21 protein-coding genes and 1 pseudogene are annotated in these 20,897 nt (G+C 69.1%); 6 read left to right on the top strand and 16 right to left on the bottom strand.

From position 1 onward, the window contains the following. A pseudogene (locus IG88_RS42705) lies at window positions 1-109 on the top strand (ABC transporter ATP-binding protein); the annotation flags it as partial. Further along, entirely contained in the window at window positions 106-2,448 is a 2,343-nt protein-coding gene (locus IG88_RS0121525) for an ABC transporter permease (RefSeq protein WP_031043590.1), read from the top strand. The pseudogene IG88_RS42705 and the gene IG88_RS0121525, both read left to right, overlap by 4 nt. Before the next feature lie 60 nt (window positions 2,449-2,508). Here IG88_RS0121525 and IG88_RS0121530 read toward each other — a convergent pair whose 3' ends face one another. Then, window positions 2,509-3,447 (bottom strand): LysR substrate-binding domain-containing protein, encoded by a 939-nt coding sequence (locus IG88_RS0121530; RefSeq protein ID WP_031043593.1) that lies wholly within the window; start codon window positions 3,445-3,447, stop codon window positions 2,509-2,511. Window positions 3,448-3,584: 137 nt separating this feature from the next. Here IG88_RS0121530 and IG88_RS0121535 point away from each other — a divergent pair, with 137 nt between their 5' ends. Both IG88_RS0121535 and IG88_RS0121540 read left to right on the top strand, forming a co-directional pair. Further along, entirely contained in the window at window positions 3,585-4,139 is a 555-nt protein-coding gene (locus IG88_RS0121535) for a peroxiredoxin (RefSeq protein ID WP_030145756.1), read from the top strand. Window positions 4,140-4,145: 6 nt separating this feature from the next. Beyond that, complete coding sequence (locus tag IG88_RS0121540) at window positions 4,146-4,682, top strand: alkyl hydroperoxide reductase (protein WP_031043596.1); 537 nt, start codon at window positions 4,146-4,148, stop codon at window positions 4,680-4,682. An 82-nt stretch (window positions 4,683-4,764) separates the two neighbouring features. Here IG88_RS0121540 and IG88_RS0121545 read toward each other — a convergent pair whose 3' ends face one another. From IG88_RS0121545 to IG88_RS0121565, 5 genes are all read right to left on the bottom strand, one after another. Then, window positions 4,765-6,177 carry an AI-2E family transporter gene (locus IG88_RS0121545; RefSeq protein WP_031043598.1) on the bottom strand — a complete coding sequence of 471 codons (1,413 nt, stop codon included), beginning with the start codon at window positions 6,175-6,177 and terminating at the stop codon, window positions 4,765-4,767. Between the two features lie 149 nt (window positions 6,178-6,326). After that, window positions 6,327-7,028, bottom strand: a complete 702-nt coding sequence (locus IG88_RS0121550) for a transglycosylase SLT domain-containing protein (protein WP_031043600.1) — start codon at window positions 7,026-7,028, stop codon at window positions 6,327-6,329. Window positions 7,029-7,487: 459 nt separating this feature from the next. Continuing rightward, window positions 7,488-8,813, bottom strand: coding sequence for a PhoH family protein (locus tag IG88_RS0121555; protein ID WP_031043603.1), 1,326 nt, complete (start codon window positions 8,811-8,813; stop codon window positions 7,488-7,490). A gap of 902 nt (window positions 8,814-9,715) precedes the next feature. Next, window positions 9,716-10,501, bottom strand: coding sequence for a class I SAM-dependent methyltransferase (locus tag IG88_RS0121560; protein ID WP_031043605.1), 786 nt, complete (start codon window positions 10,499-10,501; stop codon window positions 9,716-9,718). After that, a complete protein-coding gene (locus IG88_RS0121565; protein WP_031043607.1) occupies window positions 10,498-11,382 on the bottom strand; it encodes an LLM class flavin-dependent oxidoreductase in 885 nt (294 codons plus the stop codon). Before IG88_RS0121565 ends, IG88_RS0121560 begins: the two co-directional genes overlap by 4 nt. Window positions 11,383-11,569: 187 nt before the next feature. On the opposite strand from IG88_RS0121565, the gene IG88_RS43430 reads away from it, so the two are divergent. After that, on the top strand, window positions 11,570-11,950 hold the full coding sequence (locus IG88_RS43430) for a hypothetical protein (RefSeq protein WP_158854000.1): 381 nt from the start codon (window positions 11,570-11,572) through the stop codon (window positions 11,948-11,950). Window positions 11,951-12,790: 840 nt separating this feature from the next. Here IG88_RS43430 and IG88_RS38845 read toward each other — a convergent pair. The 5 genes from IG88_RS38845 to IG88_RS0121595 form a co-directional block, all read right to left on the bottom strand. Continuing rightward, entirely contained in the window at window positions 12,791-14,143 is a 1,353-nt protein-coding gene (locus IG88_RS38845; RefSeq protein WP_051852002.1) for a hypothetical protein, read from the bottom strand. After that, window positions 14,140-14,460 (bottom strand): hypothetical protein, encoded by a 321-nt coding sequence (locus IG88_RS0121580; protein ID WP_031043613.1) that lies wholly within the window; start codon window positions 14,458-14,460, stop codon window positions 14,140-14,142. The genes IG88_RS38845 and IG88_RS0121580 overlap by 4 nt, the downstream gene beginning before the upstream one ends. A 106-nt stretch (window positions 14,461-14,566) precedes the next feature. Beyond that, entirely contained in the window at window positions 14,567-15,535 is a 969-nt protein-coding gene (locus tag IG88_RS0121585) for a hypothetical protein (protein WP_031043615.1), read from the bottom strand. Between the two features lie 62 nt (window positions 15,536-15,597). After that, window positions 15,598-16,260, bottom strand: a complete 663-nt coding sequence (locus IG88_RS0121590) for a hypothetical protein (protein WP_031043616.1) — start codon at window positions 16,258-16,260, stop codon at window positions 15,598-15,600. 304 nt (window positions 16,261-16,564) lie between these two features. After that, window positions 16,565-17,689: an SMI1/KNR4 family protein gene (locus tag IG88_RS0121595; protein WP_051852003.1), complete on the bottom strand. Its 1,125-nt coding sequence runs from the start codon at window positions 17,687-17,689 to the stop codon at window positions 16,565-16,567. A 125-nt stretch (window positions 17,690-17,814) separates the two neighbouring features. Here IG88_RS0121595 and IG88_RS0121600 point away from each other — a divergent pair, with 125 nt between their 5' ends. Next, entirely contained in the window at window positions 17,815-18,219 is a 405-nt protein-coding gene (locus IG88_RS0121600) for a DUF192 domain-containing protein (RefSeq protein WP_031043618.1), read from the top strand. A gap of 91 nt (window positions 18,220-18,310) precedes the next feature. Here IG88_RS0121600 and IG88_RS0121605 read toward each other — a convergent pair whose 3' ends face one another. The 5 genes from IG88_RS0121605 to IG88_RS0121625 are packed head-to-tail and all read right to left on the bottom strand — an operon-like array spanning window position 18,311 to window position 20,869. After that, window positions 18,311-18,814, bottom strand: a complete 504-nt coding sequence (locus tag IG88_RS0121605) for a hypothetical protein (RefSeq protein ID WP_031043619.1) — start codon at window positions 18,812-18,814, stop codon at window positions 18,311-18,313. Between the two features lie 5 nt (window positions 18,815-18,819). After that, window positions 18,820-19,440 carry an OmpA family protein gene (locus tag IG88_RS0121610; protein ID WP_031043620.1) on the bottom strand — a complete coding sequence of 207 codons (621 nt, stop codon included), beginning with the start codon at window positions 19,438-19,440 and terminating at the stop codon, window positions 18,820-18,822. Window positions 19,441-19,448: 8 nt separating this feature from the next. Continuing rightward, complete coding sequence (locus tag IG88_RS0121615; RefSeq protein WP_031043622.1) at window positions 19,449-20,030, bottom strand: hypothetical protein; 582 nt, start codon at window positions 20,028-20,030, stop codon at window positions 19,449-19,451. Between the two features lie 33 nt (window positions 20,031-20,063). After that, window positions 20,064-20,663, bottom strand: coding sequence for a pilus assembly protein TadG-related protein (locus IG88_RS0121620; protein ID WP_031043625.1), 600 nt, complete (start codon window positions 20,661-20,663; stop codon window positions 20,064-20,066). Continuing rightward, window positions 20,660-20,869, bottom strand: a complete 210-nt coding sequence (locus IG88_RS0121625) for a membrane protein (RefSeq protein ID WP_031043630.1) — start codon at window positions 20,867-20,869, stop codon at window positions 20,660-20,662. Before IG88_RS0121625 ends, IG88_RS0121620 begins: the two co-directional genes overlap by 4 nt. Window positions 20,870-20,897 lie beyond the last annotated feature (28 nt).

Raw genomic sequence — 20,897 nt, forward strand, 5'->3', positions numbered from 1 at the left:
CAACGCCGCCGTCGTCCTCGTCACCCACGAAGCACGCGTCGCCGCCTACTCCGACCGCGAGATCGTCGTCCGCGACGGCAAGTCCCGGGACATGGAGCGGGCCGTATGAGCGTGCGCCAGTGGGCCGCGGACCTGATGCTGGGCGTCCGCTTCGCCTTCACCGGTGGCCGGGAGGGCTGGACGCGGGCCGTGCTGACGGCCGTGGGCGTCGGACTCGGCGTGGCCCTGCTGCTGCTGACGACCGCGATCCCGAACGCGCTCACCGTCCGGCACGAACGGGAGGCGGCACGCTCCGACATCACCTTCGCCTCCGAGCCGATGCCCAAGGCGAACGACACGCTCGTGGTCGCCAGGGTCGACGACTACTTCCGCAACGACGACGTGCGGGGCCGGGCCCTGGAGCCCGAGGGTCCGCGCGCTCCGCTGCCGCCGGGGCTGGAGAAGTTCCCCGCGGTGGGCGAGATGGTGGTCTCCCCCGCCCTGAAGGAACTCCTGGAGTCGGACTCCGGCGCGCTGCTGCGCGAGCGGCTGCCCGACCGGATCGTGGGCACGATCGCGGAGCCCGGGCTGATCGGGTCGGCCGAACTCGCCTACTACCGCGGCGCGGAGGGGCTCGCCGAGCAGATCACGCCGGGCCGGATCGAGCGCATCGACCGGTTCGGCGACCCGAAGCCCGGCGAGGAGCAGTCCGACCCGGTGCTGCTCCTGCTGGTCCTCGTCGTCTTCGTGGTGCTGCTGATGCCGGTCGCGGTGTTCATCGCCGCCGCCGTGCGCTTCGGCGGCGAGCGGCGGGACCGGCGGCTCGCCGCGCTGCGCCTGGTGGGCTCCGACAGCCGCATGACCCGGCGCATCGCCGCCGGTGAGGCCCTGGCCGGCGCGGTCCTCGGACTGGTCTTCGGCGCCGCCTTCTTCATGGTCGGGCGGCAGCTCGCGGGTACCGCCGAGGTGTTCCGCATCAGCGTGTTCCCCAGCTACCTCAACCCCTCCCCGCTGCTGGCCCTGCTGGTGGCGGTGGCGGTGCCGGCGGCGGCGGTGCTGGTGACGCTGCTGGCGCTGCGCGGGGTGGTCATCGAGCCGCTCGGCGTGGTGCGTGCCGGCCGCCCGGCGCGGCGCCGGCTGTGGTGGCGGCTGCTGCTGCCGCTGGCCGGTCTGGCGATGCTGTACCCGATGATCGGCAACGGCCGGGACAACGGCGACTTCAACCAGTACCTGGTGACCGGCGGTGTCGTCCTGCTCCTGGTGGGCGTGACCGCGCTGCTGCCGTGGATCGTCGAGAGCGTCGTCGCCCGCCTCGGCTCGGGCGGCGTGGCCTGGCAACTGGCCGTGCGCAGGCTCCAGCTGAGCAGTGGTACGGCGGCCCGCATGGTCAACGGCATCGCGGTGGCCGTCGCCGGGGCGATCGCGCTGCAGATGCTGTTCGCCGGCGTGGACAGCGACTACACCAGGTCCACCGGGCAGGACGTGTCGCGGGCACAGATGGAGGCCCAACTGGCGAGCGGCGTCCCGATGGCCGCGGCGGCCGAGAAGTTCCGCGACACCAAGGGTGTGAAGGAGGTCTACGCCTACTCCGAGGGCTACCTGGGCGACCGCCCCCGCGACCCGGAGCACGGCACGATGATCACCGTCGGGGACTGCGCGTCGCTGCGGGAGATCTCCACGCTGCCCTCGTGCGCGGACGGGGACGTGTTCGCCGTCCACGGTGCCGAGTGGGACACGGGTGAGGACATGACGAAGCTGGCCGCCCCCGGCCGGACGCTGTACTCGGACCCGACCTACGAGGGCGGTCCGAAGCGCCGGGCGGTCCCGTGGACGGTGCCGCAGGGCATCAAGACCGCGAAGGCGCGTCCGGGGCTGGTGGCCGGGACCGACCGGGGCGGCTTCCTGATCACGCCGGGGGCGGTGCCGGACGCGCTCGCGCCGACGCTGGACGGCCACGCCTACCTCAAGCTGGACGAGTCCGTGCCGGACGTGCAGGACCTGGTCCGCAACACCGCGTCGGGCATCGACCGGCTGGCGGACACCGTGACCTGGGCGGCGACCGAGCGCACGGACCGCTTCGACGCCATCCGCACCGGCCTGTTCGTGGGGGCGGCGTGTGTGCTGGCGCTGATCGGCGCCAGTCTGCTGGTCTCGCAGCTCGAGCAGTTGCGCGAACGCAAGAAGCTGCTGTCGGCCCTGGTGGCCTTCGGCACCCGGCGCCGCACGCTGAGCCTGTCGGTGCTGTGGCAGACGGCGATTCCGATCGTGCTCGGCCTGCTGCTGTCCATGATCGTGGGCCTGACCCTGGGCACGGTGCTGCTGAAGATGACGGGCACCCCGGTGCGCGTCGACTGGACGGGCGTGCTCTCCATGACCGGCATCGGTGCGGCGGTCGTCCTGGTGGTGACGCTGTGCAGTTTGCCGCCGCTGCTGCGGCTGATGCGTCCGGAGGGACTGCGCACCGAGTAGGGCCGCACACGGAGGCAGGACCGAGGGACCGGAGGACCGCGCGGGCGGCCGTCCGGTCCCTCAGTCGTGCACCGTCCGCACCGGCAGGTCCGCCATCGCCTCCCGCAGGGCCGCCGCCAGTTCCCCGTACTCCGCCGAGCGGGCCGCGCCCGTGCGCATGGCGAGGGCGACCCGGCGGGTGGGGGCGGGGTCGGCGAAGGACGCGGTGAGGAGCTGGCTGGAGCGGGAGGTCTCCACGCGCACGGCGGTGCGCGGCAGCAGCGTCACCCCGAGGCCGCCCGCCACCAGTTGGACCAGCGTCGACAGTCCGGCGGCCGAGGTCGTGGCCGGGACGCCCGCGCGGCCCGCCTCCCGGCAGATGTCGAGCGCCTGGTCGCGCAGGCAGTGCCCTTCGTCGAGCAGCAGCAGCTTCAGCTCGCGCAGCACCGAGCGCTCGATGCCCTCACGGCCGCCGAGCCAGTGGTCGAGCGGCGTGACCAGGACGAAGTCCTCGTCGAAGAGCGGGAGTTCGGTGACGCCGGGGACACCGAGCGGCACCGCGAGCAGCAGCAGGTCGAGCCGGCCGGTCGTCAGGCCCTCCAGCAGGCTCGCGGTCTGCTCCTCGTGGACCTGGAGGTCGAGGTCGGGGTAGCGCTGGTGGACCAGCCGCAGCACCGTCGGCAGCAGGTACGGCGCGACGGTCGGGATGACGCCGAGCCGCAGCGCGCCGGTGAAGGGCGCCCGGACCGCCTCCGCCTCCTCCAGCAGCGCGCCGACCTCCGCCAGGACCGCCTTGGTCCGCACCGCGAGCCGTTCACCGGCCGGCGAGAGCAGCACCTTGCGCGTCGTACGCTCCAGGAGGGTGACACCCAGTGCCTCCTCCAGGGCGGAGACGGCCCCGGAGAGCGCCGGCTGGCTCATGCCGATCGCCGCTGCGGCGTCGCGGAAGTGCAGGTGCTCCGCGACCGCGTCGAAAGCCCGCAGTTGGGCGAGGCTGGGCTGCCTCTTCCGTCCCGACACTAATAGCCACCTCCGATCAACTCGACCGAGTGTAGCTATTTCACTAATCAATGCACCCTGTGCCAACATCATGAACGTCCAACCCGTGGGAAACGCCTGCAAAAAGGGTGTTTCCTCGCTGCACTTTTGGAGAGCGCGTGCTCACTGTCGGTGACAAGTTCCCCGAGTTCGATCTGACCGCCTGCGTCTCGCTGGAGAAGGGCAAGGAGTTCCAGCAGATCAACCACAAGACCTACGAGGGTCAGTGGAAGGTCGTCTTCGCGTGGCCCAAGGACTTCACCTTCGTGTGCCCGACCGAGATCGCCGCCTTCGGCAAGCTGAACGACGAGTTCGCCGACCGTGACGCCCAGATCCTCGGCTTCTCCGGCGACTCCGAGTTCGTGCACCACGCCTGGCGCAAGGACCACCCGGACCTGACCGACCTGCCGTTCCCGATGATGGCCGACTCCAAGCACGAGCTGATGCGGGACCTCGGCATCGAGGGCGAGGACGGCTTCGCGCAGCGCGCGGTCTTCATCGTGGACCAGAACAACGAGATCCAGTTCACGATGGTCACCGCCGGCTCCGTCGGCCGTAACCCCAAGGAGGTCCTGCGGGTCCTCGACGCCCTGCAGACCGACGAGCTCTGCCCGTGCAACTGGAGCAAGGGCGACGAGACCCTGGACCCGGTCGCGCTGCTGTCGGGGGAGTGAGCTGACATGTCCCTCGACTCCCTGAAGTCCGCCATACCGGACTACGCCAAGGACCTGAAGCTCAACCTGGGCTCGGTCATCGGCAATTCCGACCTCCCGGCGCAGCAGCTCTGGGGCACCGTGCTGGCGACCGCCATCGCCTCGCGCTCCCCCATCGTGCTGCGCGAGCTGGAGCCGGAGGCGAAGGCGAACCTGTCGCCGGAGGCGTACTCGGCCGCCAAGTCGGCCGCGGCGGTCATGGCGATGAACAACGTCTTCTACCGCACCCGGCACCTGCTGTCGGACCACGAGTACGGCACCCTGCGCGCCGGTCTGCGGATGAACGTCATCGGCAACCCGGGCGTCGACAAGGTCGACTTCGAGCTGTGGTCCTTCGCGGTGTCCGCCATCAACGGCTGCGGCATGTGCCTGGACTCGCACGAGCAGGTGCTCCGCAAGGCCGGCGTGGACCGCGAGACGATCCAGGAGGCGTTCAAGATCGCCGCCGTGGTCGAGGCCGTCGGCGTCACGCTGGACGCCGAGGCGGTCCTGACCGCCGAGTAGCCCGCCCCCGCACGGCACGGGCCCCGCTCACCGGGAGGTGGGCGGGGCCCGTTCGCGTACCGGCGCCGGCGGGGGCGCCGCGCTACGCCGGGGAGGCGTCCGACGGCGGACCGGCCTGCGGCGGCTGCCGGGGTCCCTTGGTCTCCGGGGCGGCCGGCTCCCGGCCGATCGCCGGGGCGGCGTCGCTCGACGTGGCCCCGTGGGGCTTGGGCTGCTTGCGCAGGGCGGTCTCGCGGGAGTACGCCCGCAAGTAGCCCACGACGGTGTTGGTCACCGCCACCAGGGGCACGGCGACCACGGCACCGCCGATGCCGGCCACCATGCCGCCGGCGGCCACCGACAGGACCACCGCGAGCGGATGGACCCGCACCGCCCTCCCGAGGATGAACGGCTGCAGGATGTGCCCCTCGATCTGCTGCACCGCCAGCACCACGACCAGCGTCATGACCGCGGCGAACACGCCCTGCGTCACCAGCGCCACGACGACCGCGAGCGCGCCCGACACCACGGCGCCGACGAGCGGGATGAAGGCGAACAGGAAGATGAACACGGCCAGCGGGACGGCCATCGGCACGTCGAGGAAGTAGATGCCGAGGCCGATGAAGATGGCGTCGATCAGCGCGACGATCACCGTGCCGCGCACGTAGGCGGTCAGCGTCCGCCAGGCGCGCGGACCGGCCCCGGCCACACCCGGGCGGGCGGCCGCGGGCACCAGCTTGAGCGCCCACTGCCAGATGCGCCTGCCGTCGTAGAGCAGGAAGAGCGTCGAGAAGGCGGCCAGCAGGATGCCGGTGAGCGCCTCGACGACGACCGTGACACCCTCGAGTCCCGCCGACGTTATCTGGTCGGTGTTGGCCCCGACCGCGTCGCGCAGGCTCTTGGCGACCTCGTTGATCTGCTTGTCGGTGACGTGGAAGGGGCTGTTCAGCAGCCAGTTGCGCAGTTCGTCGATGCCGTCCTGGACCTGGTCGGAGAGGTTGTCGATGTTCTCCATGACCTGCCAGGTCACGAACCAGCCGATGAGGCCCATCACCACGAAGCCGAGCACCGCCGTCAGTGCGGTGGCCGGTCCCCGGGGCACCCCGTGCCGGCGCAGCCAGGACACGGCGGGCTGAAGCAGCGCGGTGATCAGCAGCGCGGCCACGAACGCCAGCACCAGCAGTTGTACGGCGCTGATGATGCGCGTCAGCACCCACACGGTGCCCGCGAGCACCAGCAGCCGCCACCCGGCCTCCGCGGCCACCCGTACGCCCCACGGCACGGCCTGCGCCGGGTCGGGGCGGTTGTCGACGGCGACGGTGTGGTGTGCGGCGAAGTGGTCCTCGGCGCCTTCCTCGGCCAGGTCCTCCCCGGAGGGCGGCACGTGGTCGGGGACCGGCTCCGGCCCGTCGTCGGCGTCGTGCCGCCGCGCCTCCTGCCGACGCTGTTCCAACCGCTCGCTCATGTGCGTCAGTCCGGCGCCGAGCCGGCCGAGCCACCCTGGCACTCGTGACATGATCCGTCCTCTTCCCCCGTCTTTCCCCACCACTCCCCCCTGGAGTCGTTCCGGTCCGACCGTACATGCCGGGAGCGCGAAAGCCCCTCACCGTAGGACGGCGAGGGGCTGCGCGAGGTTGAGCGCGGACCGGGGTCCGGAGCCGGGGCTCAGTACCAGTGGTTGGCCTGCCAGAAGGCCCAGGCGTCGCACGGGCTGCCGTAGCGGTTGTCCATGTAGCTGAGGCCCCACTTGATCTGGGTGGCCGGGTTGGTCCGCCAGTCGGCGCCCGCCGAGGCGTACTTGCCCGCCGGGAGCGCCTGGAAGAGGCCGTAGGCGCCGGAGGAGGGGTTGACCGCCTGGTAGTTCCAGCTCGACTCGTGGTTCACGATGTTGCTGAAGCACTGGAACTGGCCGCTGGGCACCATCTGACGGGCCATCGCCTGGATCTGGCTGGTGCTGTAGGAGCTCTGGACGGCGAAGGTGCTGGCGTCGCGCTGGGCGTCGCGGCTGGCGGCGGCCTTCTTCTCCGCCTCGCGCTCCTTGGCCTCCTCGGCCGCCTTCCTGGCCTTCTCCTGCTTGGCCACGGCGGTCTGGGCGGCTGCCTTGCGGGCCGCCTCCTCGGCGTCCTTCTTGGCGCTCGCGTCCGCGGCGATGGCCTGCACGTCGGCCTGATGCGTCAGGGACGCGGTCTGTACCTGCGCCTGCTCACCCATGGGGATGTCGGCGAGCAGCGTCGTGCCTGCTGCCGTCGCCTCCGCGTCGTCGTTGTTCTGCGCGACGCTGCCCGAGGCAACTCCGACGACGCTTCCGACGGCGGTGACCGCCGTGGCCGAGGCCACTGCGAATCCCCGGACCGAGATCCGGCTCACACGGTTTCCTTCCAGCATCGCCCGCATCGGTGACCCTCGCGGACGCAATCGTGCCCCTGGCACTGGCCTCCCCAACTACGGGTCACGGGAGGCACGGGCCCGGTGGACAACTCCCCTGCGGGGAGCGCCGCGTGGTGCTCGGGCGGCATACGACTCGACTATGGAGTTGGCTCTGGTGCTTCTGGGGCGCCGTACCGCTGGGGGCACGGCTGTGTCGTATGCGGGGCCTGACAGGAATGAGACTCTGCCGTAACCCGGCGGGGTGAGGCAATTCTGTGTTGCGTGTGAAAGCTCACATCTCGTTTGGCCCAGGGGATTCACGGAAATCCGCACACACCGAGGCGCCGCCCGGCTAGGCTCTGGGCCTTTCCGGACGGCGCCGAACTGACGGGTAACCGGCCCTGACCGGGTCGGAGTTCCCGTACGGGCGCCAAACGGCCCGGACGGGTGACAGACGGATCAGATGTGCCCGTCCTCCAGCATTTCGGTCACGAGCGCGGCGATCTGGGACCGCTCGGAGCGCGTCAGGGTGACGTGCGCGAAGAGCGGATGCCCCTTCAGCTTCTCGATGACGGCCACCACTCCGTCGTACCGGCCGACCCTGAGGTTGTCCCGCTGGGCCACGTCATGGGTGAGGACGACCCGCGAGTCGGCCCCGATCCGGGACAGCACGGTCAGCAGGACGTTGCGCTCGAGCGACTGGGCCTCGTCGACGATGACGAACGCGTCGTGCAGCGAGCGCCCCCGGATGTGGGTGAGCGGCAGCACCTCCAGCATCCCGCGGGCGGTCACCTCCTCGATGACCTCGCGGCTGGTGACGGCCGACAGCGTGTCGAAGACCGCCTGCGCCCAGGGGCTCATCTTCTCGGCCTCGGAGCCGGGCAGATAGCCGAGCTCCTGCCCGCCCACCGCGTACAGCGGACGGAAGACCATCACCTTCTGGTGCTGCCGCCGTTCGAGCACCGCCTCCAGCCCGGCGCACAGCGCGAGCGCCGACTTGCCGGTGCCGGCCCGGCCGCCGAGCGACACGATCCCGACGTCCGGGTCGAGGAGGAGGTCGAGCGCGATCCGCTGCTCGGCGCTGCGGCCCTTGATGCCGAACGCCTCCCGGTCGCCGCGCACCAGCCGGACGCTGCCGTCGGGCGTGACCCGGCCGAGGGCCTTGCCGCGCTCGGACTGGATGGTCAGCCCGGTGTGCACGGGCAGCTCGGCGGCCTCGGGGACGTGGATCCGGCCCTCCTCGAAGAGCACGTCCACCTGCTCGCCCGGCAGGGTGAGTTCGGACATCCCGGTCCAGCCGGAGGCGTCCGTGATGGCCAGCTCGGCCCGGTACTCCTCGGCGAGGAGGCCCACGGACGACGCCTTGATCCTGAGCGGCAGGTCCTTCGACACGACGGTGACGTCGAACCCCTCGGCCTGCAGGTTCCGGGCGACCGCGAGGATGCGGGAGTCGTTGTCCCCCAGGCGGTAGCCGGTGGGCAGCACGCTGGGGTCCGAGTGGTTGAGCTCGACGCGGACGGTGCCGCCCAGGTCCCCGATCGGGATGGGGGCGTCGAGGCGACCGTGCCGCACCCGGAACTCGTCGAGCAGGCGCAGGGCCTGCCGGGCGAAGTACCCGAGCTCGGGATGGTGCCGTTTGGCCTCCAACTCCGTCACCACGACGATGGGGAGCACGACCTCGTGCTCGTCGAAGCGGTTCAGGGCGTTCGGGTCGGCCAGCAGGACGCTGGTGTCGAGAACGTAGGTGCGCCTGTCGGGCTTGTGGCGCTTTGTGCTGGTCACCACGGAAGGACGTACCCCCTCGGAAGAGGTCGGGGAGCGACGGAGTGGAACGGGGCCGGGAGGGCGGGAACGAGCCGGCCGGTCCGGCCGAGCCGACCGGTCCGGGGCCTGTCGCGCAGACCGTGAGGGCCGCCCTGCACTGGCGCGGGCCGCGGACCGGCCCTCCGCCGCGTCTCCCGTGCCGTGACCGCACGGTGGGGCTGGTGCAAAGGGCCTCCCGGGCGGACGGCTCCGCGCCGCCCGCTGAGATACGACACCCGTGGTTCGGGCGTCGACCTGCTTGGGTTATGCCCTCGAACAAGCGCCGCCATGCCACGACACGGGGCGGCGCACCGGTGAACTCCTCATGACAGCAGCCCCACCCGGGGGCGCCGCCCGGGAGGAAGGGGAGGGAGCCGGAGGACACCTCGGCGAAAAATCCCGCCGACACCACCGGAAGGAACGAAAAGCGGGCCGGTCCGTGGGGGAACGAAAAACGGGCCGGTCCGTGGGGGGGGGATACGGACCGGCCCGAGGGGGGGTTTCCACCATAACCCTTCGTAAGTGATGCCGCGCGCATCGGCGTGTCAAAATTACTCTCCGCAGTCACCCGGCAACGCCCGGATCACCACGGAAGTCCTCATTCCGCCCCAATCGCGACCGCCCGGGCGACTTCGGCGACCGCCCGCCCGGACGTGACCGGCACCGCGCAGCCCCCTCCACTGCGCGGTGCCACGCGCGTAGCTTTGCTCACGCGAATTACCTGGTCTGAACCTACGCGACCGGGCGGCTCGGATTCGACCCGAAAAGAACACCGGTGAATAACAATGTGGAAACCCCGTGAGGAACGACACCGGAACACCCGGACCCCCGGGCACCGGGGCACCGAGGTCGGGTGCCGAGACCGGGACGCCGGCACGGGCGCCTCAGGGCTTGCGCGCGTCGAAGAGGTGACGGGAGCTGTGGGCGACGAAGGGCCCCTCGGCCCGGATGCGCTCGTGGAGGTCGCGCAGCCGGTCGAGGTACGCCTCGACGGTGAAGCCGGGGACCATCCACACCACCTTGCGCAGGAAGTGGACGACGGCCCCGACGTCGAAGAACTCCATCCGCAGCCGCTCCGCCCGCAGCTCGACGACCTCCAGCCCGGCCGCCTCGGCGTCGGCGCGTTCACGCTCGGGATCACGGTGCCGGCGAGTTGCCTCCGGCAGCGGCCCGAGGAAGTGCTCGACGAGTTCGAAGACGCTGGCGGGCCCGACGTGCTGGGCGAAGTAGGCACCGCCGGGCGCGAGTACGCGGGCGATCTCGTCCCAGTGCGGCTCGACCGGATGCCTGCTCACGACCAGGTCGAAGGCACCGTCCGCGAAGGGCAGGGGTGCGTCGTCGGCCGAGGCGACCACCGGGACGCCGTGGGGGCGCAGCAGCCGGGTGGCCTCGGCGACGTTGGGCGCCCAGCCCTCGGTGGCGGCGACGAGCGGGGCCCGGTCGGGGCCTGCGGCGCGGAGGGCGAAGTCGAGCACCTCTCCTCCCCCGGTCTGCACGTCCAGTACGGCGGTGGCGGCCCCGGTGAGCCGCCCGGCCATGGACCGCGCGTATCCCCAGGACGGCCGTGCCTCGGTGGCCCGCCCCTCGAACCAGGAGAAGTCCCACCCCTCGGTGGGAACGGAGGCCCCCTCGGCAACGAGCTCGTCGAAGGAGCTGTGGGGGCCGGTCACGCCCGCGCCTCCACGAGGGGCCGCACCCGCTCCGCGGCGAACCGCACGAACCCCTCCGGGTCCGGCTCGTCCGCCGTCGGCTGCAGGACCACGGTGTCCGCCCCGGCCTCGGCCAGCCTCCGTACGGCGTCGGCGACGGCCTCCGCGTCTCCCGCGACCCCGAGCCCAGGCACGTCCGCGACACCTTCGGCGACCAGTTCGGCGCCCACCCGCTCACGGGCATCGCTCCCCGTGGCGGCGAGCAGATACACCACAACCCTGTGCGGGTCCCCGCTCCGTCCGGCCAGCGCCCGTCCTTCGTCGATGAGCCGCCGAGCACGACGCACCCCGTCGGGCGGGGTGTTCGCGGTGAGCACGGTCCCGTCGGCGGCCTCACCGGCCAGCCGCAGCGACCGGGGCCCGGTGGCTCCGGCGAAGACCTCGGCCCCCTGCTCCGGCGGCCAGTCCAGGCCGACGTCGTCGAGCCGGACGTAACGCCCCTTCACGGTGACCCTCTCCCCGCGCAACAGGGCCCGCAGCGCGAGGAGATGCTCCCGCAGCAGAGTCAGCGGCGACTCGACCCGCGCCCCGACCTGCGCCATCCAGTCCTGCACCCCGTGCCCCACGCCCAGGACGGCACGGCCGGGGAACATCCGGTGCAGCGTGGCGGCCTCCATCGCGGTGAGGGCCACGTTCCGCAACGGCACCGGCAACAGCCCGACCCCGACCCGCACCCGCTCGGTCCACGCGAGGGCGGCGGCGGCCGAGGAGATCCCGCCTTCGCGGAAACAGTCCTCCCACAGCCACAGCTCCTCCAGCCCCGCCTCGTCGGCGACGCGCGCCACGGCACGCAGCCGCTCGGGGGCGAGCTGAGGACGGAGTACGGCACCGAGTCCAGTCATGCGCCCTTCCTACCTTCGGCCGCGCCCCCGGACAACACCATTAGGACGCCGCCCCCAACGGGTTGGTGAACCGAACGGTGCCGGCGATCCCCTCCAGCACCGCCCGGTACTCCGCCCGACGCGCGACCGCGGCGCTGCTGACCGACAGCACGGCCAGCCGCTTGCAGTCGGGGTGGGGAAGGTGGGCGTGGACCTGGAGGAGAGGGAGCCCGGAAAGCGGACCGCCCTCCGCCGGCGGACGCAGGACCTCACTGACGGTCGCAGGGCCACAGGGCAACTCGAGGTACGCAACACGCCGGTGCCCGCACGAAACGGCGGCAACGGCACGAGCGGCGGTCACGGCCCGGGGTGCCGCGGGGGTGTCGTGCCAGGTGATCGTGAAGAGGGACAGCAACGGCTGCGCATCACCGCCGACGTCGTCGCGGTGCAGTCCGAGGGAGCAGTGGACTGTGCCGAATTCCTGCAGCGTGCCCAGCATCTGCTGACCCGAGGCCAGGAGCGCAATGTACCGCTGTCGAACCAACTCGGTCCGAGCCTGCGCGAGCAATGGCGCAGCAGCTACGCGTAGTCGGTCGGCCTCGGCCGATTCTGGTTCCGCAAGGAGAGTATCCAGAGGTATGGCCGTGAAGCCCGCAGGCTCAACGAACCACAGTTCTGCGTGAGGATCCCCGAGAGACTCGTGAGAAATGATCGCAGTAGAACTCACGTCATGCCTCATCTCATGGATCATGGATTGACGGGGTAGACGCCAGCACGTCGTCCGCGCTCAATGTCGTCGGGTGTAGCACCCCAATCAGCGAAGCTCGTACCACTCTGTGCGTCGATGCGCTGCTCAACGACTCTCAGCCGTCGAGGAATTGCTCCCCAGCACGGCGGGGCGGCGACGATTCCGATGAATCGAGGGTCACCTGCGAACCAAAGGGTTTCGATCTCTACTTTCAGACGCCTGTTGGCGAGAGGGGTCATTCGACGACACCACCACCACCTTCGCAGATGGCTGGGAAATACAAGCGGTAGCCACTGTCCAGGACGAGACGGGTTGGGGAACTCGAACCATCCATATTGTTTGCTCACTACTTCTGGGCGCCTGGTCAGCCCTCGCGGGGCATCTCGCACAACTTCCCACGGATATGCGCGCAGAATCCGAACCATCAAAAAGGTATTTGATAAACACTTTAGCCCAATCACTACGCGGTACGGCCCATAGATGAAGTATGGCATGAAAATCCACACCATCCAATTGGGCATCCAGAGGGAGATCTGAAGCAAGCCAACCCAGCCAACGACCCATCCGATCAGCCCGACAACAATTGCCGCCACCTGTAGCGCCCAAGCCAACCGAGTTGAGCGACTATCCCAAGCCATCGACTTACTCACAGGATGCAACTTGACACTCTCTCCGCGCAGATCAAAATACGTAGCGAACCAGATTAATTAGTCCACCGTTGTCAATAATGAGACGCGAGCCATCAATTCCAGCCACAGCACCGTCCTTGATGCCGTCATCATCTGCATCAACGGCGTTGCTGTACAGACCGAACCCTCCGGTGGCAATACCGGTGAGCCCTGACGCTGCAGAAACGACCTTGGCGACCTTCTCTGGGTTGCTGAGCCCGCGCACAGCCCGCGCAAGGATCTGGTTCTCCAGTCCGGCAATTCGTCCGGCTTCATCGAGAGCCTTCGAGCCGTAAGTGCCAAGCTTCTGCCAGACATCCAGCGACCTGGCGCCTGTTTGAATCGCATCCGTCGCTTCGATAGCACCCTTTGATACAGCACCCAGTCCAGGCAGCACCCCCATAAAATCGGCCCCGACTGACACGGCGTTGCTCCAGAAATCCGCGTCAAGCTCCCCTTCCGTGAGGCCGTCCATGAGGGACGCCCGCACTTCAGGATCGGCGAGCCGCAGAGCGAGAGCCGTGGCACTCAGCCCTGAGGCTGTCAGGAGCAATGCCGCCACGGTGGCCAGTCCCAGAGGCCCGGAGAAGAGCAGCGTTACAACCCCGATCACCCCCGCCACAAAGCTCAGGATGTCCGGCAGATTGTCGCCCAGCCAGTCGAGTGCCTCGTCGAACCAACCCGGCTCATGCGGAACCAACTTCTTCGTGGCGTCCCGGATCTTCCGCGCCCTGTATCCCGCCTTCTCCTCGTGCTCCTCGGCCAGCCTCTCCGCCTTGCCGATGATCTTCTTCAGCTCGGCCTTGGCATCATCGAGGTCACCGTTCGCCCGCGTGAGTACCTTCTCCGCGGCATCTCCCTCGGCCCCGTCCTTCTTCAGACCGAGATCACGACCCGCCGCATCCGCACGCCCCTGCGCACGATCCACCGCGTCCTGGGCGTTCTTCGCATCGGCCTCCAGCTTCCTGGCCCGCCGCTGGAAGTCGTCGAGTTCACCCTCCCAGCGGTCCAACTGCCGGGCCGCCTTGCGAATCGAGTGCGCCGCGTTCTTGAGGTTCAACGGCAACGGCCCACCGTCCAACTGCTCACGAAAGGCGACGGCCGCGTCACCCTTCCAATAGCTGCCGTCGAGCAACTTGGTGACGAGGTCGTACGCCTCCTGCAGCACCTTCGCGCAACCGCTGAGCTTCTTCTCCAGGCCCCGCACGGTGTCCGTGTCCCCCGGCACCGGATTGAAGCCCAGGTGCGGATACTCCGGGTTCGGAATGGGCGGCGCGGATTTGAGCCCCTGCGGCTTGCCCAGATCGCCCCGCGACTGCGGGTCGAGAGCGGCGCCGTACGCGTCCTGGCCGACAGGGACCGTCACTTCCCGCCGCCGCCCTTGACCGCCTCGCGGGACTCCCGCAGCGCCGCCTCGAGCGCCTTGTCGACCTCGAGGTAACTGTCCTTGCTCTTGCCGATGATGTCGGCAAGGTCCTCCGTCTGCTTGCCGATCTCCTCGGAGCCGTACTTCCAGTCGTCCTGGAAGGCTTCGCACGCCGAGTCGAGATCGTCCGTGCCCAGGCCGACGATCGTCGCGTCCGACAACGCCTTCCGAACACCCCTGAGCGAAGTCGACGACTCCTTCAGCGACTTCATGAAGCGCCCGAGTTCGTCACCGTCCACGGCAAGCCGCTCCGCCACCCGCCCGTCCCCTCTCACCGGTCCACTGCACCGATGAAGGAACGACGGCATCCGGTTTCCGTGGCGCCCCGACGCCCGCTAACGCCCTGACGACTGGCGGGACGGCTCAGCGGTTGACGGCCTGGATCTCCTGGACAACGACGGCCTGGGTCGCGCCGAGCGTACCGTCCGGCAGATCACCGCCCGCACTGTCGGTGCCCGTCCAGTGGATCTTCCAGGTGACCGTCGCCTGCAGCGGGAACGTGCCGCGCCCCGAAGAACGCAGGTACTTCACGCCGCACGACGGCGTGTCATTCGCCCTGCCCTTCTCATACGGCTCACCGATGCGGCCGTCCTTGATCTCGCAGACTCCGGACGCGGGGTAGGTCTCGGCATCCGGAGTGCCTGCCTTGATCTGCAACGAGACCGGCTCCGCCGTGGCCGTCGCGCTGATACCGATCTCCTGCACGGATGCAGTGACCGACACGGGCTTGAACTCGGCACCGTCCAGCCACGCCCATGTCGGAAGGTTGACTTTGGTCGCCCCCGCCGGCGCAAGTGTCACCTTCGTGCCGGGGACGCGGATCTCCGCGTAGGCGAGCTCGGCGAGGACCTCCGGGGTGACAGCGTTCTCCTTGTCCGCGGGCGGAGGGTCACCCTTGTCCACCCAGAAGTAGTCCGTGTCGCACTTGTCCCAGCCCGGCGGATAGCTCTTGTTCACATATGAGCCCCACCAGAATCCCTCACCTGTCTTGTCCTTGTGGAAGCCCTTCTTCTCGTCCAGCGCGTTGTACTTCTCCCGCTGCTCGGCGTCCCACTGGTACCCCGTGGAATCAGCCTCCCAGATAGGCTCCAAATAGTCCTGCAACTCCTGGGGGGTGAACTTCGGGGCATACCAACACGCCGGCGGCGACCATGACGTGGACGACGTCACTGCGCCGACCGAAGCACCACTCCCGTTCTTCGAACGGTCGAACACCACCCCACCCACAGTCACCGAAACAGTGCCATTATCGTCGGCGTTAGCGGCCTGCTCCGTCCCCGAATTCTGTGTGTTGCCGTCCAGGATGTCGTCGGCGTGCGCCGCTTCGGACAGAGGCAAGAGTGACAGACATACACCTACGCCCGTCGCGGCGAAGAACTTCTTCCTCCCACGTGTCACGGCTGGCACTTGACGCTCCCACTCTGCGAAGCGATGTTCTGGATCTCCCAGACGCCATCACCGTTCTTTTTCAGCGACGTGTGATAGACGACGTAGCTCTTCGCAGTTACCTCGGTTTTCCTGACCTTGTTACTCTCAAGGAACTTGACGAAGGCCTTGCCTTGATCTTCGCAATACGTGAAGGAAGCCGTTCCATCGTCGTCGACTGTCACTTCAGGCGCGTAGAAACGATAACTTCCCGTAATGCTCGCCTTTTTATCCACGTAGTTCTGGATGAACTTCTGTGTGCCGGCAGCGGCCTCGCCCTCGTAGTAGTAGAGGTATGCCTTGTCGAGCGGGTTCTGGTTGACGATCGCCAAGTCCACGGCCTTGATGGACTGCTCGCTGTCGGCAAGGACCGCGTCCTTGTCCTTGTCGCCCGTCTTGGGCCAGTCGAAGGTGTAGGAGAGATCCGCGGGCAGGTCGATCTTCGGCCGATCGGGCTCCGGCGACTCAGCCGCAGTCGGTGACGGCGAAGGGGTGGAGCTACTCGTGTCCGCCCCGGCGATCTCGTCCTTCCCTTTGTCGGAACTGTCCTCGCTGCCGCACGCGGACAGCGTCAGGGCCGCAGCGGCGGTCAGCGTGAGCGCTGCGATGAGGGTGGGGCGGCGGCGATTCACGGTCAGCTCCTGGGTGGGACGAGGCTTCTCTCGAGCGAAGCAACGCTATCCACCGGGGCCGAGCGACACCAGGGTGACACCCGTCTCCCTCCATGGCGCGACGATGCCAAGTGAGCGGTAGCTGCGGCTTCTTGGGCTGCAACGGTTACGCAACACCGCGGAATCAGCAAAGAGGTCCGGCCACCACGCCGACCCTCGGAGCACTGTCGTTTCCGCGTCGGTCGGACGGGGGTACGTTCGGCGGAGGGGGAACGGTGACCAAGGTGGGTGTCGGCTTTGGCGGCTCGGGTGGTGCGGCGCCGAGTCATTGGTCATCGGCGGCTGTTTTCGCGTCGTAGGGCTCGAATTCCATGTAGTCGAGGGGGTCTTCGTCCCGGCGTCCGAGCGGGGGCAGGCCCTCGGTCGCGAACCGGCCGCGCAGCCATTCCAGCAGCGTCGTGACGAGATCGGTGTCGAGCGGCCGGCCTTGGCCGGCATGGCGCGGTACGACGATCAACGGCCAGTCGTCCGGCGTGGCGCCTTCGGTCAGCCAGCACACCTGGTCGCCGTCGATGGAGTCTGCGAAGGGCAGGAATCCCCCGGGCTCGGGATATGCGGCCAGGGGATGGGCATCGGGGAACTCGGCTCGCTGTCCCTGGTACGTCTCCGTGTACCACTCGGCCCACGGGGCGAGCGCGTGCCGGTCCTCGTCGAAGGGCATGCTGAAGCGCAGCCAGCCGCCCCAGGAGCCGGCCCCGTACCGTTCCATCGGTCGTACGTACTCGGCCGGCAGACGTGTGCCCAGTCGTCCGTACAACCAGTCCCAGTTGTGCTTACCGAGCGCGGGTGTCTCCGGCGGCGGGACGAGTGCGGTCAATGCCTTCAGGCCGCTGCCCGTGGTGAGCGCCGCTCGCTGCTGTGCGGTTGGCTCCGGGCGCCGGGGCGGCGGGGTCCACGCGGTGCTTTCCAGGTCGGCCTGCATGCCGCTTCGGGCGGCCACGGGGCGCATGCCGTCGGCCACGAGCCGGGCCAGTGTCGGCACGAGCGGGCCCGCGAAACGCCGCCAGGGGTCGCGGCCCGCGTTCTCGTCGTCCTGGCAGTGCATGACGACCGGCCACTGGTCGGGGTCGTCGGATGCTGTGGTGTCCCAGTAGAGGGTGTCGGCGGTGCGGGTGGCGCCGAAGGGAAGGACACCGGGAGCGTCTCGCCGAGTCTGCTGGACCCACGCGCCGTAGTCGAACCAACCGCGGTTCACGCACGGGGTGTGAAGCCAGAGCCAGGCGCCGATGTCGAGGGGGCCGTACGCGGCGGCGACGGCCTTGTAGTCGGCGGGCAGGCGTGTTCCCAGCCAGGACTCGACCGCCTCCCAGTCGACAGGTACGGCGTGGTCAGCCGGCGGATCGCCGAAGATCTCGGCGAAGGCGCTGAGGTGCGGGTCGGAAGCGTTCACGAGCCCCAGACCCTACCGGCGTGGGCGAGCAGCAAAGCGGTCGTGCCACCGCGGGGATCGCCGGGCCCGTGTCGGATACCTTCGGCAGGAAGGCCGGGCCGACTTGCTGAGGTGAGGGGGACTGTGTGAGGCAGCGGCGTTGGCGGGACGGGACGGGGGCTTTGACCGTGGTGGGGCAGGACTGCGACGCTGTTCGCGTTCCGCTGGAGATCGCGGGTTCCTACCGCGCCCGCACCAGAGGGCTGTTGGGGCGCCGTTCCGTCGACGGGGCGATGCTCCTGTCCCCCGCCAACAGCGTGCACACGTTCCGGATGCGGATGCCCATCGACGTGGCCTACCTCGACCGGCACCTCACCGTCATCGCCGTCCGCACCATGCGGCCGGGCAGGCTGGGGCTGCCCCGGCTGCGGGCACGGCACGTACTGGAGGCCGAAGCCGGGGCGATGGGTGAGTGGGGGGTGCGGGTTGGGACGCGGGTGGAGATCGTGGAGGGCCCGGCAGCGCCGGCGGGCGGAGTCATTCGTCCGTGATGTCCACGGGATGGTCGCGGCGTCCCTCGAAGACGCTCGGGCTGGGTCTCGCGATCGGCGTCGATGGGTGACGTCTTTTTCGTCGCTTTCCTCAGGGCGAGACGATGTGGAGGAGTGCCCTGCCGTCCGTGCCCGTCGTCGCCTGGATCACCACCGCGCCGGGCTGCGGGCTCGGGCGGGTGGGGCGGAGGGCACCGCAGGAGTTGGCGCTGCCGTCGTCGCGGAGGTGGGTGAGGCAGCCTTGGCCGGGGCCGCTCGCGCCGGTTTCGGAGCGGTTGTTGCCCGACTTCACCTCGTACTCGATCTTGTTGGGGGCGACTTCGGTCACCGACAGCGTTGCCCTCGTGATGCCGTCCGGGCCCGGGAAGTGGAGGGTCACGGGCCTGGTCACCGTGATCTCGCAGTTGCCGTCGGTGCAGGTGTCGGGGGCGGTACCGCCCGTGCCGTCGGCTGCGGTGGGTAGGGGCGCCGACGGTGTCGCGTTCGGCCCGTCGTGGGCAGGGCCGCATGCGGCCGTGGTGAGGGCCGTCAGTGCTGTGAGGGTTGCCAGGGCGGGGCGGTGGGTGCGGGTGCGGGTGCGGGTGCGCTTGATCATGGGCGTCAGGGCTCCGAGCGTGGGAAGGAGACCTCCACCCTGCGGTTCTTCTTGCGGCCGGCTTCCGTGGAGTTGTCGGCGATCGGGTACTGCTCGCCGTAGCCGCGGACCTCGTAGGTGATGTCGGCGTCGTTGAGGGACTGGGACAGGACGTCGTGTACGGCGTTGGCGCGGCGCTTGGAGAGGACGTCGCCGTGGGTCGAGGAGCCGAGGTTGTCGGTGAAGCCGAAGACGCGGACTCTCGTGGCGTTCTGGTTCCTGATCTCCTCGGCGATGCCCCTGATGCGGGACCTCGCCTCGGCGCCGAGCTTCGAGCTGTCCTTGCCGAAGAGGACCTCGGCCTGGAGGGCGAGCGTCACGCTGGTGTTGGTGTCCTCGCGGCGCTCGTCGCCACTCTGTTCCTCGACGACCGACTTGATGTCCAGGACCTTCGCCTGCGCGAGCGTGGCGCCGTCCGGCAGTTTCAGGTCGGGGTCGTTGGGGTCGACCTTCACGGGGGCGGAGGCGGAGGGTTCTGTGCCGGGGGGGTCGTTGGGGTCGCCGTCGGCGTGGGCTGCGGTGGTGCTGTACAGGGTCGTGGCGAGCGTGAGGGTGACTGCGGCCAGCAGGCGCGGGGGTGAGGTCATGGCCGGCATCACCCTGTGATGGAGATGGACGCGCTGGCGAATGTCGGCAGTTGGAAGGTGACCTTAGTGGTGTCTTCCGGTGGCGCCGGGAACTGCATGAAGACCGGAATGGATGCGCCAGGCTTGATTCTGGGCATGTTCGTGGTGGTCAGGGGGCGACCGTCCGTGTCCCGTAGGACGTAGTAACGCTTCTTCTTTACGGAATCAATAAGCGTCGCGCCACCCAATGACGAACCATGCCGGATGATTTCCGTCTCGTCGCCCGCGGTACGTACGGAGACGCGTGCGGGATTGCTACCGTCATTTTTCAATTCGCCGCTGACGGTTACGAATCCCCCGGCGTCTCTCGTCGCCGAGGTGAGCTTGAGGATGAGACCGTCCTCTCCCTTGACTTCGGCCAGGGAATCGTCCGCCCCCTCCTGAACGCTCGGGTCGGAGCCCGCGTCGTCGGAGGCAGAAGCTGAGGCTTCCGGAGCCTTTCCGTCTCCGCCCTCGCCCCCGCTGCAACCGACCGCACCGAGGGCGAGACCAGCTACGACAGTCACCGCGACCATCCCCCTGCGGGCCTTGGTGGTGAACCGAGTGTTCATGCCCCTGCTTCCCTCATTCTCGTCATTCGATTCTCAGTCGGTCAGATGGACGGCAAACAGCTCGTCTGCCGTTGGCAGGTCGACCAGGTTCTCCGGGTCGAGGACCCAGCGCTCGTCTCCGCACGCCAGTTCCGGCAGGTCATCATCTTCTGCCTCAACCGTGGGCGGTTCGAATGTGCAACGGGGCTCCACCTCGGCGGTTGCTGAGGCCCGAGAATGCTTGTCTTCAGTACCCGGCACGATGGAGTCCCCCACAGGCCTGACCGTCTCCACCTCGACCGTGTAGCCAAGCAGCCCTTCAGGAGCGCAGCTCACCAGACGAGCGTCGTTGTGCGTAGCGAGTTGCTCTGCGCGCCCGCACGATGGACCGAGGCCCACGACGTCGCCGTCGAAGATCTGCTGCCACTGGGTCGGGTCCAGAACCTCCTTGCTCCACATGGCTGCGAGTTGGTCGCGGGTGTGCTGGGCTGCAGCGAGAGCAGCGGCGTCGGCGGCTGTCTGCGCGCCATTCCGGTTGGCCGAAGCCTGACCGACCGCCAAGTAGGCGAACGCGAGAAGGAGCAGGCCTCCCACCACGGTGATGTAGACGGGAAAGGCCTGTCCCGCGTCATGTCGCCCGGGGTCGCGGCTCAACCGTTGATGACCTCGTCGACCTTGTCCACGATCGCGTCGTAAATCGTCTGCCCGATATCCGTCCCCGTGATCGCCAGCACGATGGCCACCACCACCGCGATGATGCCGAGGTACTCCACCGCCGTCTGGCCCTTGTCCCTGCGGTGGTCGGTGGTGGTGAGGGTGGTGTGCAGGCGGGCGGTGGTGGTGCGGAGCCAGTTGGTCATGGTGTTCCCCTCCAGGGTGGGCGGCGGC

The organism is Streptomyces sp. NRRL F-5650 (genome assembly GCF_000721365.1).
Classification (GTDB): domain Bacteria; phylum Actinomycetota; class Actinomycetes; order Streptomycetales; family Streptomycetaceae; genus Streptomyces; species Streptomyces ardesiacus.